Genomic DNA, 17921 nt, shown 5'->3' with positions numbered 1-17921 from the left:
TCAGGGGGTGGGTGCGGTAATGGGGGCCGGCTTCATATCCTGGGCATCAAGAATACTGACCAGACGTTGTAATGAGCGATGGATTTCAGCCATCTCGCTGGCTGAAAGAGAGTTGAGCCCCGTTGCCAGCTTGCCTTGGGGGACTTCCGGTGCATCAACAGCAAAGCCCCTGCCTGACTCGGTCAGCTCAATTTCAACAACCCTCCTGTCACGCTTTGTCCTGTTTCTGACAATCAACCCGCGCACCTCAAGACGGTTCAGGATACCAACCACCGTTGCCGGGTGCAGAAACATCTTTTCAGCAAGTAGCGATACCCGCACAGGACTTTCCCGGGCAATAGTCTGTATTGCCCAAAGCTGCGGACCGGTCAGGCTGGTCAATTTTTCAACCTGCTTCGACTGCTCATTCAAGGCCTGGAAAACCCGCCTTAAATTATTAAAGATATCTGTCATGGTCTGCGTATCGGAAGGCTGTTGCATCAACTGCTCCAGTGAGTTTTCTGGCAGAGTCTGCCTAGGCAGCTCCTTGTCAGACTGCTTATACCTGATTCATGAACAGGCTGGCAAGCAACTCCCGCTTTGGGTTGACACTACATTCAACCATTTGCTATCTTTGCAAGTCAAATAATTTGCACGCAAATGATATTACAGAATTAACAGGGCTTTGAAAAACGTGAAGAGGAAGACCGGCTACAAGGCATAAGTCGCACAGCGACCAAGACCTGACAACTCGTCAGGCCAGCGAGCGAGTACCTCGCAACGCCGTAGACGGCCGCCACAGTAGTTTTGCACCACCCTGCTAAAGGATAAGAGTAACCATGAAAATATTGATTACAATGCTGGCCATACTGATTTGTCTGTACGGGGTATTCCCGCCCGGAGCCTACTGCTCGGATTCAGCGCAAATCAATGCGGATAAAGGCGACAGCCATTACCTCCTAAAGGAGTATAGCAAGGCGCACAGCGCCTACCAGGCGGCCCTGGACCAAAAACCAGACTGGCCGCAGGTTCAGGAAAAACTTGCAGACACCCTGATGTTGGAAGGAAATGATCAGGAAGCGATCAGTCTTTTCCGCCAATTACTGGAAAAGATTCCGGGGAGGGCGAACCTGCACTACTCCCTGGGTGTTTTGTACGAGCGCCAGGGGCGCCTGGATACCGCATCAACAGAATACCGAAAGGTTATTGAGCTTGATGGACAGCAGGTCGATGCACGTAGGCGTCTGGCTGAAATACTGGTGTTGAAAGGACGCTACAGAGAAGCATTGGCACAGTATCAAGAACTGACAACCCTGCGTCCCAACAACCCCTTGCCACATTTCAAATTGGCAGAGTTATTAACACAACTCAAGGAGCATAATCAGGCTATCTCCGAGTATCAGACAACCATACGAATGGCCCCAGATAATGTTGAGGCCCGCCGCGGCCTGGCAGAGCTGCTGATGGCTCAGAAGCAGTACGACGCGGCAACCATACAATTCAAAGAGGTTATCAGGCAGATTCCTGATGATGAGCAGTCCCGGACAAACCTGATCAAACTGTATGTCAGGGAAAAACGTTACAACGATTTGGAGGAACTGCTCAGGGCCTGGGTGCAGCATGACCCGCTGGATCCGGAAAGCCACTACCGCCTGGGGCTGATCTACGATTACCGTAAGGATACGGCTGATGCCGTTGATGAGTACGAAACAGCCATCCGGATCAATCCCGACCATGCCAGGGCTCACTACGCCCTTGGCCGGATTTACTACAAAAAAGGGAACCGGGACGCTGCCAGGGAGTATTTCAACAAGGCAAAGTCAATTGATCCAAAACTTGAGCGGCTGATACCGGTTATCATGGACACGGACAAGGCGGCACCACCAAAGAAAAACCGTCGCACAGCATCTACTAAAAAGCGCAAGAAGTAAGGCCGTCACATACGCACATGGCACGGACAGGACGAGCCACCCCTGAACACAGGTACCCCCGTCCCTACAACCAGAGCCACAAACGTTGTTGATTGGTTCTACCGGAGCCGGGCCACAACAATGGGTTATGCTGACAGCAATGTTGCCCACCGCCACCTTACCGCATCATATTTTGACCACTGAGCTCGTTGCAGCCTTGAATCAATGTATAATGGAACAAAGCTGCTGTTAAATTTATGTCGTTGAAAGGAGCTGCTGATGCATCACAGACGTGAGCCGGGATTGATTGTAAACAGTGCAACCGGTGCATTCAGTAACGCACAACGTGGTTATTTACCCCGGTCACCTGCCGGGATCGGTACACCTGAATGACAACTACCTATATTCGCTATTATCTGAGGAAACTTAAGGCCTATCTTGCGTTCAAGACCGAGATAGTCAATCATCAGGAAATCATCAAAGAGATGGCTTCAGGCGGGGATCATTCCTGGATCTACTACCTGATGTTATTGATGGCCGGCCTGATCGCCTTGCTGGGCCTGCTTACCAACAGCGTAGCAGTGGTAATCGGCGCCATGCTGATCTCTCCCCTGATGGGTCCAATCATCTCATCGGGCCTGGCTGTTACTATTGGCGATCTGATGCTGGCCCGCCGCGCCTTCCGCACCATTGCTATCAGTGTGTTCCTTACCATTCTGCTTACCGCCATCATCACCCTGCTATCACCGCTCAAGGAACCGACGGCAGAGATTCTGTCCAGGGTGCGGCCCAATATCTATGATCTGTTTGTGGCAATGTTTTCCGGGATTGTCGGTGCCGTTGCCCTCTGCACCAAGCGCAACTACCTGATCACAGCTACCGGTGTGGCAGTGGCCACGGCGGTTATCCCCCCCTTAAGCGTCACCGGCTATGGCCTGGGCACAGGGCAGATGCTGCTGGGTATGGGCGGATTCCTGCTGTTTTTCACCAACTTCGTGGCGATTGTGCTGACCTCAAACCTGGTTTTCTTCATCATGGGGTTCCGGAGCAGTCAGGTGGATACGCACCAGCATTCACGGCGTACCCGCCTGATGATCATCACCGGGCTTTTGTCACTGATCTCGATCCCGTTGATCTATACCCTGGTGGTGGATATCAAGAAGGTAAACACCAGAAAACGGATTGAGCGGGTCTTGAAAAATCAGCTGAACATTGAAAAGAGATCACGGATGACCAGCTATAGCTATGTCATCCAGCAGGGAAAACTTGTGGTCAGGGCATCGGTAAATACCACCACGCTTATTGCCAGACAGGCGGTCGACAAACTGGAAACAGAATTGAAACAGGACTTTCAATCTCCTGTTGACCTGCAGCTGGAACAGGTTCTTGTTGCCTCTGAAAAGGTGCCTGAACAAGCAGCAAGCTTGCTTCAAAACGTTTCTTTGACTCCGCCTCCTGAGACCTCTGCCGAGATCAGCGCCAAGGTGGAACGCCTGGTTTCAACGGCAAGGGCAGAGCTGAACCAGGCCTTTGCCCCCTTCCCTGTTGCAGACACCCGGCTGACCTTTTCAGAACCAGGAAAACCGCTTGTAGTAACTGCAACCCTGCAGCGGGATTACCCGGTCAGTGATGACGAACGTCTATTGCTTTCCCGGCAGCTTGAACGGGCCCTTACATTGCCGGTGAAACTCGCAATAGCCGAGACAGCCCTTTTACCGCCACTCCAGTTCAACAAAGACAAGAGCCTTTCACCGGCGAGCATCAAGGCACTTGCCATAATCAACCAGTTGCCGGGGGGACCTGCCGGTTTCCGTTTTCTGATTGAATCCTCATCCAGAAAAAACAACAGGGAGGTTGCTGTGCTAAAAAATTATCTCACGCAAGAGTTAGGGCTTCCTGAGCCATTAATTTTGCAAGGCCGTTCTTCAGCCAAAACTGCTGCAACTGCCGACATTACGCTAAAGATTGTGCGGCGCGAGAAACGGCAATGAAGCAGAGCCGATCCGGATTTTCCTTCCGATCATTGCACCTCTCGCTTCGTTTTGTCTTACCGCTGGCCTGCGCCTTGGCACTTTTAGCCTATGCTGTGGTGCCACTCTTTGATGATCTGAATTTGCGCTGGTTTTCCCGCGACCTGGACATGCGCTCCCGGCTGATCAGCAGCACCTTGCAGGAACCGTTGGCTGATCTGGTACAAAAAGGTGAACGCTCCAGGATTAACGCGCTACTCCAGCGGGCAACCCAGGATGAACGTCTGTTGGCGGTGGGGGTCTGCGATACAAAAAACAAACTGCTCTACCGTTCTTCATTCTTTCCCAAGGCCATCACCTGCACCTCACATGAAGCTGATGCAAAGGATCCGTTGCACCTGATCCGCCTCCCCCAGGGACCGGTTCATGTTGTCACCACGCCGCTGACCTACGAAGGCACATCACTCGGTTCCCTGCTGCTGATCCACGACATGAGCTATGTGGAGCGCCGCAGTGCCGATACCCGCAAGTATGTGATCATCCTGTTCGTGGTGCTGGGGGTGGTGATCTCGCTGATCACCGTGCTGGTGGCGCACTTAAGCTGGCAAGGATGGCTGGAGGGGGTACGGGCCATGATGCGGGGGGAAGGGATTCTGCGCCCCTTCAGCCAGCCGGCCAGTGCTGAACTGCAGCCACTGGTGGGGGAGATGCGTACCCTGCTGCGCAACCTGGAGACAGAACGCCGCCATGCCGACGATATGACCACCACCTGGAACCCGGCTGCCCTGCGGGCCTTGCTGAACAAGCAGTTGACCGGTGATCAGGTGTTGGTGGTTTCCAACCGGGAACCGTATATCCATGTCAAGACGGATCAGGGGGTGATTGTACACCGTCCGGCAAGCGGCCTGGTCACGGCGGTGGAGCCGGTGATGCGGGCCTGTTCCGGCACCTGGATCGCCCACGGCAGCGGTTCAGCCGACCGCGAAACCGTTGATGGCCATGACCGGGTGGGAGTACCGCCAGCCAAGCCGGAATACAATCTGCGCCGGATCTGGCTGACACAGGAAGAGGAACAGGGCTACTACTACGGCTTTGCCAACGAAGGGCTATGGCCACTCTGTCACAATGCCCATGTGCGGCCGATCTTCCGCAGCAGCGACTGGGAGTCGTATCAGAAGATTAACCGGCGCTTTGCTGATGCCGTGGTGCATGAGGCGAACAGTGAAGATCCGGTGGTGCTGGTGCAGGACTACCACTTTGCCCTGTTGCCGGCCATGATCAGGAAACGGCTCCCCAAGGCCACCATCATCACCTTCTGGCACATTCCCTGGCCCAACCCGGAATCATTCGGCATCTGCCCCTGGCGGGAAGAACTGCTGCAGGGGATGCTGGGGAGCACCATTTTAGGGTTCCATACCCCGTTCCACTGCAAAAACTTCCTGGAAACCACGGATCGTTACCTGGAAACCAGGATCGAGCATGAATCATCCACCATTTTCCATGGTGGCCAGCTGACCATGGTGGAAGACTACCCGATCTCGATCCAGTGGCCACCTGCTTGGCAGGGCACCCTGCCGCCGGTGGCACAGACCCGGGTTGAGATTCTGGCAGAACTTGACCTCCCAACTGACCATCTTCTGGGACTCGGAGTGGACCGGCTGGATTACACCAAGGGTATTCCGGAACGCTTCATGGCAGTAGAACGGATGCTGGAGCTGCACCCTGAACTGGTTGGACGCTTCAGCTTCGTACAGATCGCGGCCCCAAGCCGCTCAGCCCTGGAAGAATATCAGAGTTTTGAGACCCGCGTGCATGCCCTGACCGAACGGATCAACCAGCGCTTCAGCCGTGATGGAGTTCCTGCCATTATCCTGAAGGCTGAGCACCATGAACCGGACCTGGTTAACCGCTACTACCGGGCCAGCAATGTCTGCATGGTGACCAGCCTGCATGACGGCATGAATCTGGTTGCCAAAGAATATGTGGCTGCCCGTGATGATGAGCAGGGAGTCTTGATCTTAAGCCAGTTTACCGGTGCTGCCAATGAACTGCATGAGGCCCTGATCGTCAACCCCTACCATGTGGAGCAAACCGCCGAGGCACTCTACCAGGGGCTTACCATGCCGGCCTACGAACAGCAGGAGCGGATGCGCAGTATGCGAGCCCAGGTGCAGGACTTTAACGTCTACCGCTGGGCCGGGCGGATGTTGCTGGATGCCGCACGGGTCAGACAACGGGAGCGGTTGGCAGCACGGATCGGAAAGATGACATGAACGATATTTTCACTAAAGCAGGGCTTGGGGCGCTGCAGGGCTTCATAACCCCCCAAACGCTGATAGCCTTTGATCTGGACGGCACGTTGGCCCCAATCAATCCTGACCCGCATATGATTGAGGTTTCAGGAGAACTGCAGCAGGAGTTGCGGATGATTATGCAGTATCTGCCGGTTGCCGTCATAACCGGCCGGAGCAGACGTGATGCAATGCGCTTTTTTGAATTTGCGCCCAGCCACCTGATTGGTAACCATGGAGCAGAAGGGTTGCCAGTCTGGAAGGCTGCAGAGGCACGGTTCAAAGAACTTGTGCAAAGCTGGAAGATGCAGCTGCTGCAACGACTGGAGACCTCTGATGTCGGGATTCTGCTGGAGGATAAAGGCGCAAGCCTGTCGGTTCATTATCGCCACGCACCTGATCAGGAACAGGTAGCAACACGCTTGCATGACATAATCACGACGCTTACCCCACCACCACGTGTGGTGGACGGAAAATGCGTGCTGAACCTTGTTCCCCAGGATGCTCCAAACAAAGGGGATGCGTTACTGGAGTTAATGACACAGACCGGCCGGGACCAGGCAATCTTTGTGGGTGATGATGTAACGGACGAAGATGTCTTTGCCCTGGGCAGCAGAAACATCTTTTCTATCCGGGTCGGCAAAAATGACACAAGCCAGGCGGACTGGTATCTGTCAGAGCAGGCTGGTGTCCTGAAGCTCGTACAAGAAATGCATTCGTTTCTCCATAACTAGTTGCTACACTCGAAGCATATCGATATCATCCGGACCGCCTGTCTTTGGTGGCAGTAAACTCAGGCAGACGGATGTTCAGCAGGAGGCTTGATATGCTACAGAAGCATTTGATTGTTATTTGCTGTGTTGCCTGGGCATTATTGACCGGATATTTTGACTTCAGAACCGGCTCCGATGTCTCCATGTTGCTGTTGTACGCAGCCCCAGTCCTGATAGCAGCCAGATATTGCGGGAGGCTTGAGGGCTTGGTGGTTGCCGGAACAGCCGGCGTGTGCTGGTTATTAGGCAACTACGTGCATCTTAAATCTGGTGCCAGTGTCCCGCTGCTTTCATGGAATGCGGTAAATCGCTTAGGGGTCTTTGCCCTGATTGCCTATGCAATTGCATTACAGGCCCAACTGAAGCGCGCTTTGCAACGGGAACAACTCCGCGCAACCACGGATCGTCTGACAGGACTGTTGAACAAAGGGGCATTCCGTGACAGGGTTGAGGAAGAGATCAGGCGGGCACAACGTTATCAACACCCTTTGACACTGGCTTTTATAGATCTTGACAACTTCAAGCTGGTAAATGACACCCAGGGACATGCCCGGGGAGATACCCTGCTGCAGCATGTCAGTCAGACCCTTCTTACGGCCATCCGCAAGACAGATAGTGCCGGCAGAATCGGCGGTGACGAGTTTGCTATCTGTTACCCGGAAATAGATGAGGAACAGGCCAGGCAAGCTATCGGAAAGCTTCTGCAGGCGCTGGAGATAATGACCAGTCAATCCGGCTGGCAAGTAACGGCCAGTGTGGGTGTCATAACAAGCAGGTCCGGCAATGTCAGATACGATGAAATACTGGGGCGGTCTGACCAACTGATGTACGTGGCAAAACAGAAAGGGAAAAACCGGGCCGAATTTGCGATGCTTTAGGCATGGCAAATCCGCGCTACCTTACAGGACAAGGCAGCCAATCCCCAACTCACCGTTTTCATGGCGCAACTGTTTGTGCGTCAGATTTACAGATTATTAGTGCAGCCATTGGCAACCTGCCATTTATGAGATATCATTATCGAAACATTGCCTGTACCCGTGTCATCATGACGTTCACCGCTTTTAACACTATCGCTGGCAGCACAACTACAAACAGAAAGTGCAGCTGGAATAAAACAGCAGATCACCCACCCTCGAAGGAAGCCTAAACCAAGCATGACTGAAGTGTCCTATGCATTCATATTAGCCGGTGTAGTTATCATGGCTGGTTTTTTCGGGAATGTTTTCTTTGAAAAGACCAAGATACCTGACGTGCTGGTATTACTTGGTATCGGCATCCTGCTTGGACCGGTCGGAGGTTTCGTCAAACCAGAAAACCTCCATCACATGGCTGAATATGTTGGGTCACTGGCACTCCTGGTTATTCTGTTCGAAGGCGGCATGGATCTTGATTTAAACCGGCTGCTGGAAGAATTTGGCTCTGCCGCCCTGCTGGTACTGCTTTCGTTCTGCCTGACGACCGGTGCAATTGCATCGTATCTGCACTTCATCCTTGGCTGGGAGGTTCGGCAGGGCCTGCTGCTGGGATCAATCATCGGCTGTACCAGTGCAGCAATTGTTATCCCGATCATCAGCCGTCTTAATATCTCTGAAGAAATAAAGACCACACTATCCGTTGAATCCGCACTCAGCGATGTCCTGGCGGTTGTATTGACGATATCGCTGATTGGTGCGATCCAGATCGGACAAAAGGATCCGACGGCACCTTTCAAGGCTGTTGTTGCCTCCTTTTCTACGGCAATTGTTATTGGCTGGCTCACCGGCCTGGTCTGGCTGAAGGTGCTGGATCTGATGCGCGGGAAAAAACTGGCCTACATGCTGACGCTTGCCGCAATCATGATAACCTTCGGCAGTGTACGGGTAGTTGGTGGTAGCGGTGCAATAGCCGTGCTGATGATCGGCCTTGTGTTGGGCAATGCTGATTCGTTTACCCGCTTTCTTAAAATTAAAGAGCCCTTGTCAGTTAACTGGAGCATCAGATTTCTGCACGACGAAATCACTTTTTTCATCAGAACATTTTTTTTCGTCTATCTGGGCATGATGTTCTCATTCAAGGAACTAAACACTGATTTTCTTATGGTATGCGGGAGTATACTCCTGATCATGCTGCTTTTCCGTTTTGTCAGTACCGAACTTGCCATCCGGGTTTATCCAGACAAGGCCCAGGATCGTTTTCTGATCATGCTGATGATGCCACGCGGTCTGGCTTCAGCTGTGCTGGCAACGCTTCCGACTGCAGCAGGTATAGCAGGAACTGAAAACTTTGTTGCAATAACATTCGGCGTTATAATCGTTTCAAATATGATCATGACTGCCGGCATGTTTTTTCTGAACTTAGACAAAGCTGACGCCCCGGAACAACCACTTTGACTTTTGTCTTGTCATAGAGCCAGCCCCCCCCCCAACAGTTATTCAATTTCATTGAGGAACGATCCCCACCTATATCGACAAAAATATCGTTTTGAGGAAGTCCTCAATTTTTTGTGGTATTCTCAATCAATATGCAGATGATGAGCCATGGCATCTTATTGACCGGACGTATCAAAAAAAACGTGGAACTTCTTCAGAATGTCTCGCGTGAAACGCCCTGAAAAGGAGTTTGTATGAAACACATCCATCTTATTAAATCATTGGCACTTCTCATCTTAATCATGCTTGTCGGCGGCTGTGCACGTTATGCACGGTCTGTCAATATGCTCTATGATCCTGCCGCAGTATCTCAACAAGGCAGTGGTGACCTGTACGTTGTTATTCCGGAGAACCAGTTGACACCATCGGCCCAGGTCAAATGGGTACTTGGCACGGTAACTGACGATGAAAACAAAAAGATTGATGAACTGTTCAGCCCGCGCTCACCGGCAGAACTTGCACAGAGCGCCCTTTCCCAGGAATTGAAACGAACCGGCTATACCGTTCTACCCACAGCAAAGCGCCCTGAAGCCCACACGAAACTGATTGATATCAGCAAAGTGGATATTTCGCTGAACCAGCTGTCAGACTTTGCTGATTTAAAGGCAACCTGCCGCGTCCTGATCGCTTTGGACGTTTACAAAAACGGAAAATTGATCAGAAAACTGGAATATCAATCACTCTCATCAAAAACCGACATTAAGGACAGGGAGCTTTTGGCCCGCGTTGTTTTACAGGAAGCACTGCAGTCGGTTATGACCAAAGCGCTTCCCGACGTGGTCCAGTTGCTTGAGCGATAGCCGCTATGGGCAGGGGGGTGAGCCAATGCTGAGAATCATACTGTCGGTTTGTTTCTGTCTGCTCATCCCCCTTGCACCTGCCCATGCCGCCAAAGCAAAAGAGACCAAGGCTGCCGTTGCCGCTGCACCAGCAGCACCTGCCTTGCCGGAAGCCCAAGTCCTGCTGGATGGCAAACCGGTCCTGACCATCAGGATCAAGGTAGCTTCGTTCTCACCGGCAGACCGGGCTCGCACCATTTCAGACCGGCTGCAGAAGCTGGTTAAGGATCCTCAGTTCAGGCCAGAACTACTCGCTGTTTCAGAGGCTGAAACATCCAGTGAGATTCTGGCCGGTGATCTGGTCCTGATGAGTATCAACGATGGAGATGCCGCTGTAGAGGGGAAAAAACGCAGCCAGCTGGCACAGGAACATTTGGGCAGGATCAAGCAGGCTTTGGTGGAGAGACAGTCGATATACAGTATGAACAGCATCCTGTTCGGGGTGGGATATTCACTGCTGGCCACACTGGTCCTGGCGTTTCTAGTGGGGGTGACCAACCGGCTGGTTCCAAAGCTGGTTGAAAAGCTGAGCGGCTGGAAGGAAACCCGCATCCGCTCGATCCGCTTCCAAAACATCGAGTTCCTGAGTGCCGACCGGATAGTTGCCGTTCTTATTTCCCTGGTGCGCTGGCTCCGTATTGTCTGGGTGGTGGGACTGCTTTATCTCTATCTGCCGCTGGTATTCAGTTTTTTCCCCTGGACCCAAGGGCTGGCAGCAAAGCTGTATGCCTATATTGAGGCTCCGGTCGTCAAGGTCGGTAGCGCTGTGGTCATGTACCTGCCAAATATCTTCTTCATTGCGGTTATCGTCATCTGCACCCACTATGTGATCAAATTTACCGCTTTCGTCTTTGCCGAGGTGGAAAAAGGCACCATTGTCATTCCCGGTTTCTACCGTGACTGGGCCAACCCCAGCTTCAAGATTGCCCGTTTTCTGATCATCGCCTTTGCAGCAGTGGTGCTGTTCCCCTACCTGCCGGGCTCAGACTCGCCAGCCTTCAAGGGGGTTTCCGTTTTTCTGGGTGTGCTGTTCTCGCTGGGCTCAACCTCGGCCATTGGAAATATCGTGGCCGGTGTGATCCTGACCTACATGCGGGCCTTTTCACTGGGGGATCGGGTCAAGATTGCCGAAACCATGGGAGATGTGGTGGAAAAGACCCTGCTGGTGACCCGCATCCGCACCATTAAACATGAGGACATCACCATTCCCAACGCCATGGTGCTGGGCAGCCATATCACCAACTATAGCTCATCGTCACAGCAGTACGGCCTGATCCTGCACACCACCGTCACCATCGGCTACGACGCCCCCTGGCGACAGGTGCACCAACTGCTGATCGACGCAGCCACAGCCACCGAGAACATCCTGACACTACCAGCCCCTTTTGTGCTGCAGACCAGCCTGGATGACTTCTATGTCAGTTATCAGATCAACGCCTATACTGACCGCCCTTCGATCATGGCTTGCACTTACTCACTCTTGCATCAACATATCCAGGACAAGTTCAATGAGGGGGGGATTGAAATCATGTCCCCCCATTATGCCACCCTGCGGGATGGCAACCAGACCACCATACCGGCTGATTATCTGCCTGATGATTACCGGGCTCCCGGGTTCAGGACAGAACCGGCAGGACGTTGACCAGCAGGCTGCAGCACTCTAACGGACTGAGGCCATCCAGGTGGTCAGCCCCCGCATGATCATCTCAACGGCAAAGGTGCCGACCACCAGGGCGGTGACCCGGCCGGCAATATCCATGTAGCGTTGCACCAGCTCTGCATTACGGGTCCGGACATAGTCGTGCAGGTATTTCAGCAAGATCATCACGCCGACGCTGGCCAGGACAGCAGTAGCAATGGCCAGGACAGCCCAGATCTGATTGAGACGTTTTCCAGCCAGAATACTGGCGCTGATGGTACCGGGGCCGATCATAAGTGGCATGGCGATAGAACCGGCAATATGTTTGGATTCACCTCTCAAGCCCTTGATGGCTGAATTCCCTTCAAACACGAATCGCAGCCCGATCACCAGAAAAACCACCCCGCCAAAGAGCTGAAATGAAGCAAACTCCGCCTGCAACAGATCACGGAACAGGACATCCCCCAGCACCGCGGCCAGAGAAAAGACGCAGATACTGATCAAACCGGCCCTGACAACAACTCTTCTGAAGGTTGAGCGGGGCAATTTATCAAAGACATCGATCAGGTAAACCACCAGCAAGAACGGGTTCAACAGCATAAACAACAGGGTTGCAGCCCTGATAAATTCCATCATCAAACTCCTTTTGCTGCCAATGCGGTTGAGGGCGTTGTATGCAGTTCAACCTCAGCCCGAAGCCGTGGCAGGCAATCAGGATACTCACGTTGCATAAAGCCAACCAGTCTTTCCCGCACATGGCAGCGCAGGGCCCAGGCATCGCTGGAATTTCTGGTGCTTACCATGGCCCGCAGGACTACTGCGGAATCGGTTGCATCAACAACAATCAGCCCGGATTCCTTGCCATCCCAAAGCTCCGTTGCAGCCAGAACCCTGGCTAGTTCGGCACGGACCGCCTCCACCGGCACCCGGTAATCACAGTGTAGGGTTACTGTACTCAATAGGTCTGCCGAAACCCGGGTCCAGTTCTGAAAGGGTTTTTCCAAAAAATAGGTAATCGGCAATACCAGACGCCGCAAATCCCAGATACAGACAACAACGTAGGTCAGGGTAATCTCCTCAATGCGCCCCCACTCTCCTTCGACAACAACCACATCATCAATCCTGATCGGTTGCGTAAAGGCAATCTGGATACCGGCAAAGAGGGTCGCCAGACTTCGCTGGGCCGCAAACCCCATGATCAGACCTGCAATCCCGGCCGATGCCAACAGGCTCATCCCTACCTGGCGCACCTTGTCAAAAGTCATCAGCATTGCGGCCCCGGCAATGACAAAGAGCAGCACCATGAGTATTTTGGCCAGAACGCTGACCTGAGTGGAGACTGCCCGCGCTTTGAGGTTGTCAGTGGTCGTAACATCGTAACGTTGCAGCACCAGCTCCTGCAAACCACGTATTGTCGCTGCAAGTTCCCAGGTAACGGCAGCGATCAGTCCCAGACCAACCGACTGCCGCAACAGTTCTGCAGCCGCCGTAGAGACTTGCAAGGAAGGCAACGCGGCAAAGACAACTAAAAGCGGTAATAAAAGCTTGGCAGGATGCCGCCACCGCTGCACCAAGCTCTGATGCAGTGAGGTATCAGGCCGGCCGGCAAAACGAAAAAGCACCTTGAAAATAATGACATATATGATCAGACCGGTCAGAACGGCAATGGTCAGGATGATCATGGCAACAACAGCAGGTGGCCATTCACTAAAAAATGCACTTTGTTGCATCAGTTCCATGTACTGCCTCTCTGTCGTGAGTCTGGTCCCGTTATACCAACAACGTCAGACAACAGCGTGTCACTGGCCTGATATTCCCTGCTTGTACCACACGTTCATGCTTTCCAGCCTGCCAAAGATATTGGTATTGTTGGTAAGTATTCCGGCATAACGATACCCGTTACGGGCAAAGGTAATGTTCATACCGTGGGAATACGCCCGGGCAATCGTGTAAAATGCGTGAATCCCGCGGAGCGCCATTTCCTGTTCCATCTTTTGCAGCAGATAGAGGGCCAGACCGTGACCTCGGTAGTCAGGCAATGTGGCAAAGTCAGTCATCTCCACGGTACGCGACTTCCGATCTATTTCTGCCGATGAGAGTGCCACCAGTTCAGCTCCTTTCCACACCCCCAGAAAGACTGTGGTTCCCATGATTTCAAGCAGATAGTCCGGATCAAAGATTGGGAAGGGATAGCTCTCAAACACAGACCGGTAGAGCTCGGCCATCATGTTGACATCACTTTTCTCTGCTATCCTGCAGAAAAATCCTCCGGGCAGTTGCTGTTGTTCTCTGACTGGCTGCTGGTTCCGGGCTACCTCCATAATTGTGCGGACCTGCTCCGGTTCAAGTTCCAGCCTTCTGTTGTGGCAATAATACTTGCCAAGAAAACAGGCATCATCAGACTGGTAAAAACCGGGGATGCTGGCCTCCAGCTCGTAACCGTTCTCAAGGAACAGTTCCAGCACCGTTGACGGCACTTTGGCAAAGATCTTTGAATACCCCTGATCGGTCGCCAGCTGCTCAAGCTGTCCGACAATATCGGGGCAGTCCTGCCTGGCCAGGTTCATCAGATAGACCCGGTCATTGACCGGACCATGCTGTATGAGTGAGTTTCCGACAATTTCTATGCGATCAGTCATTATTCCTCCGTTTCATCCGGTCATTATCTTCCGGTGTCAATGAAATGGTGGCATCGTAATCGGACAGGAGCCGCTCAATGCCGGTTGCCCCGTATTCCCGGTCTTCTTCAAGATTCAGGTCCAGATGACATTCAGCGCAGTTCCGGTCACAGAAGACCGGCTCGTAGCTTTCCGGTTCCTGATAGGTGGTGATGACCCCTTCATAGTTACGCAGCACCACTTTGTTGGTGGCCAGGGTGATCAGGTAATTGGGCATGACCGGAATCTTGCCACCGCCGCCCGGGGCGTCAATCACATAGGTCGGTACGGCAAAACCGCTGGTATGGCCGATCAGGCTTTCCATGATCTCCATCCCCTTCCCCACCGGGGTGCGGAAATGGGTCAGTCCCTCGGAGAGGTCGCACTGGTACAGGTAATAGGGACGCACCCGGTTTTCAACCAGGCGCTGGATCAGGGTCTTGATGATCAGGGGACAATCGTTGACACCGGCCAGCAGTACTGTCTGATTGCCCAACGGAATACCGGCATCAGCCAGTTTTGCCAGGGCCTCTTTGGCTGAGGTGGTTATCTCACGTGGATGGTTAAAGTGGGTATTGAGCCAGAGCGGGTGATGTCTCTTCAGGACGGAAACCAGCTTGTCGGTGACCCGGTACGGCAGGACCACCGGAATCCGGCTGCCGATCCTGATAATCTGGACATGGGGAATGCTGCGCAGTTCTCCAAGAATCCAATCCAGATACTCATCCGATAACATCAGCGGGTCACCGCCGGACAGCAGAACATCGCGGATTACCGGATTGTTACGGATGTAATCAAGACCGTTGCTGATCTCTTCGCGGTCAGGGATTGAGTCAACATCGCCGACTTTCCGCTTGCGGGTACAATGGCGGCAATACATGGCACAGACATTACTGATATGGAACAACACCCGGTCAGGGTAGCGGTGGGTGATGCCGGGCACCGGGCTGTCGGCATCCTCAGAAAGCGGGTCTTCCAGGTCGTAACGGCCGACATGCAACTCTGCCGGAGAGGGAAAGGACTGACGAAAGACCGGATCATTGGCAAATTCGTTACGATCAATCAAAGAGAGGTAGTAAGGGGTGACCGCCAGGGGGAATGTGGCCAGTGTCGCCTCACATTGTTCGCGTAATGCCGGGGGAAGTTGTACTCCCAACAGCCGTTCAAACGTAGCAATGTCGTGCACGGAATTTTTCAACTGCCATTTCCAGTCTTTCCAGTTGGAAAGGGCCGATGTCTCCTGGATTTTTTCAGCAATCTGTTGCTGTTTTTTTGAATAAATAGTCATTCAGCCTCCTCAAGCATGCATTGCAAATCTGGGCCTCACAGCGCTCCCGGCAGGCAACTCAGCTCATCAGTAACAACGCTATTTACGTTTATTTTTGCTGACAGATTTCTTTTGACGTTTCTTCTTGACCGTTTTTGCCTGCTTCTTTTTTTTCTTCACCTTTCTTTTGATTTTATTTTTTTTGTACTTTTTGTATTTGGCTGCTTTTTCCTGCAGGGTAAGATCGTTTAACAATTCAGTGGCCTTGCGCAGCTGTGGGTCCGCTTTTTTGGCTGCTTCAAGGAGTTCGCGGGCCTTTTTCAGGTCTCCTTTTTTCAGATAGATACGCCCCATGCCCTGCAGGGCCCTGGCGTGATCAGGGTTCAGCGTGAGCGCCTGTTGATAGGCCGCCATGGCCTGGGGATACTCTTTTTTGAAGCGGTAATAGACCCCCAGCCGGTAGTGACTGTCCGGATCATCGGGGAACAACCCGGCATCTTGCTGTAGTAATGGCAGTAACTTATCGTAGGACTTCTGACGGACATGGATAGCAATCAACATGCTGCGGGCTTTCCGGTCTTTGGGGTCAAGCCGTACCAGTTCCAGATACTGGCCGGCTGCTTGCTGCAGCATGCCCTTTCTGTAATACAGTTCAGCCAGTTCCTGGCGCACTTCCGGGTTATCCGGTGCAAGCTGAATAGCGGCTTTGTATTTGCTCATGGCACACGTGGTGTCATGTCTCCGCAGATAAAGACGGGCCAGCTTGAAGTGAAACAACGGATTTTCAGGAAAGAGCGCAATCAAATCTTTGTACATAGCAATTGCCGGCGTAAACTTGCCCTGCAGGGTATAGATATCAATCAGATGCCGTTGCGCGTCACCATTGGCAGGATTTAAGTGCACTGTTTTCTGAAAGGCATCTGCCGCTTCATCAAGTAATCCCTGCCGTTCATAGAGTATCCCCAGCGTGTAGTAATAGTCAGGGTTATCAGGCTTCAACTGCAATAACAGACGAAAGACCTCAATGGCCTCGCCATGTTTTCCTGCGGCTGACAGGGCTCCCCCTAGCTTCTGCAGGGCTGTAAGCCGGTGGGGCTGCTCTTTCAGCGCATTGCGGTAGGAAGTGACCGCCAGGTCATACTCCCGTGCCTGGAAGTAGGCATCCCCTTTGACTATTTCCTGCTCTTCCCGGTTACGCGGCTGGCTGGCAAAGGAATCAACCGGATGCGATGGCAGTAAAACTGCTACCTCTCCCTGTGCGCTAGCGGGTGTAAAGACCAGCTTGCTCGAAAGCAGGATGGCCGCTAGCAACAGGGCATTTGTTTGCAACATAAAATACACCTTTCATCTGATTACCAAGCTTCTCAACATTCATCTGATTTAATACACATTCACAACTAACAGACTGTAATTGTTAAACACACCAGAGATCTATCGGCAGCTTACCGACCAGAGGCCGGCAACGAGCCAGCCCGGAAAAACTCCCTGACTTGCTTCCCTGCACTAACCGGCTATACTTTCAGATATGTTTGTCTTTCCAGGCCGTTGATAGTACGCATTCATCTGTTGACTTAATTGGCGGTTTGGATTATTTCTGTCATTAATTATTAGTGATGCTAATCAATATGTCAAGCTTGATTTCAGGAGTGGGTATGGTGAGAGATGCTGACGCGGTCATCGAAATATTTGATAATTTAAGAAGAATTTTCCAGGCCATAGGTGAGTATTCTAAAACCGCAGAGCGCTCAACCGGACTGACCGGACCGCAACTCTGGGCTTTAAAACTTCTGGCTAACAGCTCTCCCATGCGGGTTTCTGATCTGGCCGGCAGGATGTACCTGCGTCCCCCGACCGTTGTGGGAATTATTGACCGTCTTGAGGCCAAGCAGCTTGTCATACGGACCAATTCAAAGAAAGATCGCAGAGTTGTTGAGGTTTGTCCCACTGAACAGGGCATCTCAATCGTCAACAACGCCCCGGAAGTCGTGCAGGATGTGCTCATGAAAGGCCTGAATGAACTGTCGCATGAGCAGGTTGCCCGTGTTGAGGAAGGCATAAAGCTGATGGTGAAGGTACTCTGCGCTGAACATATTGTTCCGCAACCACTGCACAGCTGATCTCAGGACAGGCTCAACCGGATACGGATTTAAAATAAGACCAAGTTTTTTTTGCATTTGAACCATTAACG

At 52.5% G+C, this 17921-nt stretch carries 15 protein-coding genes; 9 read left to right on the top strand and 6 right to left on the bottom strand.

The genetic code is table 11. The features are described from left to right. Positions 1 to 480 (bottom strand): MarR family winged helix-turn-helix transcriptional regulator, encoded by a 480-nt coding sequence (locus FY034_RS07920; protein ID WP_265554993.1) that lies wholly within the window; start codon positions 478 to 480, stop codon positions 1 to 3. Between the two features lie 338 nt (positions 481 to 818). On the opposite strand from FY034_RS07920, the gene FY034_RS07915 reads away from it, so the two are divergent. From FY034_RS07915 to FY034_RS07880, 8 genes are all read left to right on the top strand, one after another. Beyond that, a complete protein-coding gene (locus tag FY034_RS07915; protein ID WP_265554992.1) occupies positions 819 to 1910 on the top strand; it encodes a tetratricopeptide repeat protein in 1092 nt (363 codons plus the stop codon). 368 nt (positions 1911 to 2278) lie between these two features. Continuing rightward, entirely contained in the window at positions 2279 to 3880 is a 1602-nt protein-coding gene (locus tag FY034_RS07910; RefSeq protein ID WP_265554991.1) for a TIGR00341 family protein, read from the top strand. Further along, positions 3877 to 6132 carry an alpha,alpha-trehalose-phosphate synthase (UDP-forming) gene (locus FY034_RS07905; protein WP_265554989.1) on the top strand — a complete coding sequence of 752 codons (2256 nt, stop codon included), beginning with the start codon at positions 3877 to 3879 and terminating at the stop codon, positions 6130 to 6132. Before FY034_RS07910 ends, FY034_RS07905 begins: the two co-directional genes overlap by 4 nt. Further along, positions 6129 to 6884: a trehalose-phosphatase gene (gene otsB / locus FY034_RS07900; protein ID WP_265554988.1), complete on the top strand. Its 756-nt coding sequence runs from the start codon at positions 6129 to 6131 to the stop codon at positions 6882 to 6884. Before FY034_RS07905 ends, otsB begins: the two co-directional genes overlap by 4 nt. A 92-nt stretch (positions 6885 to 6976) precedes the next feature. Next, entirely contained in the window at positions 6977 to 7801 is an 825-nt protein-coding gene (locus tag FY034_RS07895; protein WP_265554986.1) for a GGDEF domain-containing protein, read from the top strand. Positions 7802 to 8077: 276 nt separating this feature from the next. Next, positions 8078 to 9292, top strand: coding sequence for a cation:proton antiporter (locus FY034_RS07890; protein WP_265554984.1), 1215 nt, complete (start codon positions 8078 to 8080; stop codon positions 9290 to 9292). Positions 9293 to 9525: 233 nt separating this feature from the next. Then, the gene (locus tag FY034_RS07885) at positions 9526 to 10131 is read left to right on the top strand and encodes a hypothetical protein (RefSeq protein WP_265554983.1); all 606 of its coding nucleotides are present in this window, start codon (positions 9526 to 9528) and stop codon (positions 10129 to 10131) included. A gap of 25 nt (positions 10132 to 10156) precedes the next feature. Beyond that, complete coding sequence (locus FY034_RS07880) at positions 10157 to 11812, top strand: mechanosensitive ion channel family protein (RefSeq protein WP_265554982.1); 1656 nt, start codon at positions 10157 to 10159, stop codon at positions 11810 to 11812. 18 nt (positions 11813 to 11830) lie between these two features. Here the strand turns inward: FY034_RS07880 and FY034_RS07875 are convergent, their stop codons facing one another. The 5 genes from FY034_RS07875 to FY034_RS07855 form a co-directional block, all read right to left on the bottom strand. After that, positions 11831 to 12445, bottom strand: coding sequence for a MarC family protein (locus FY034_RS07875; protein WP_265554981.1), 615 nt, complete (start codon positions 12443 to 12445; stop codon positions 11831 to 11833). Continuing rightward, positions 12445 to 13548 (bottom strand): mechanosensitive ion channel family protein, encoded by a 1104-nt coding sequence (locus tag FY034_RS07870; protein WP_265554979.1) that lies wholly within the window; start codon positions 13546 to 13548, stop codon positions 12445 to 12447. Before FY034_RS07870 ends, FY034_RS07875 begins: the two co-directional genes overlap by 1 nt. Positions 13549 to 13608: 60 nt before the next feature. Continuing rightward, a complete protein-coding gene (ablB, locus tag FY034_RS07865) occupies positions 13609 to 14448 on the bottom strand; it encodes a putative beta-lysine N-acetyltransferase (RefSeq protein WP_265554977.1) in 840 nt (279 codons plus the stop codon). Next, positions 14441 to 15754, bottom strand: coding sequence for a lysine 2,3-aminomutase (gene ablA / locus FY034_RS07860; protein ID WP_265554975.1), 1314 nt, complete (start codon positions 15752 to 15754; stop codon positions 14441 to 14443). The genes ablB and ablA overlap by 8 nt, the downstream gene beginning before the upstream one ends. 78 nt (positions 15755 to 15832) lie before the next feature. Beyond that, complete coding sequence (locus FY034_RS07855) at positions 15833 to 17065, bottom strand: tetratricopeptide repeat protein (protein WP_265554973.1); 1233 nt, start codon at positions 17063 to 17065, stop codon at positions 15833 to 15835. Positions 17066 to 17385: 320 nt separating this feature from the next. Here FY034_RS07855 and FY034_RS07850 point away from each other — a divergent pair, with 320 nt between their 5' ends. Then, on the top strand, positions 17386 to 17850 hold the full coding sequence (locus FY034_RS07850) for a MarR family winged helix-turn-helix transcriptional regulator (RefSeq protein WP_265554971.1): 465 nt from the start codon (positions 17386 to 17388) through the stop codon (positions 17848 to 17850). The last annotated feature ends 71 nt before the right edge of the window (positions 17851 to 17921 follow it).

This window comes from Trichlorobacter lovleyi (assembly GCF_015239775.1).
Taxonomy (GTDB): domain Bacteria; phylum Desulfobacterota; class Desulfuromonadia; order Geobacterales; family Pseudopelobacteraceae; genus Trichlorobacter; species Trichlorobacter lovleyi_B.
This window is presented reverse-complemented; position numbering and strand designations above follow the sequence as displayed.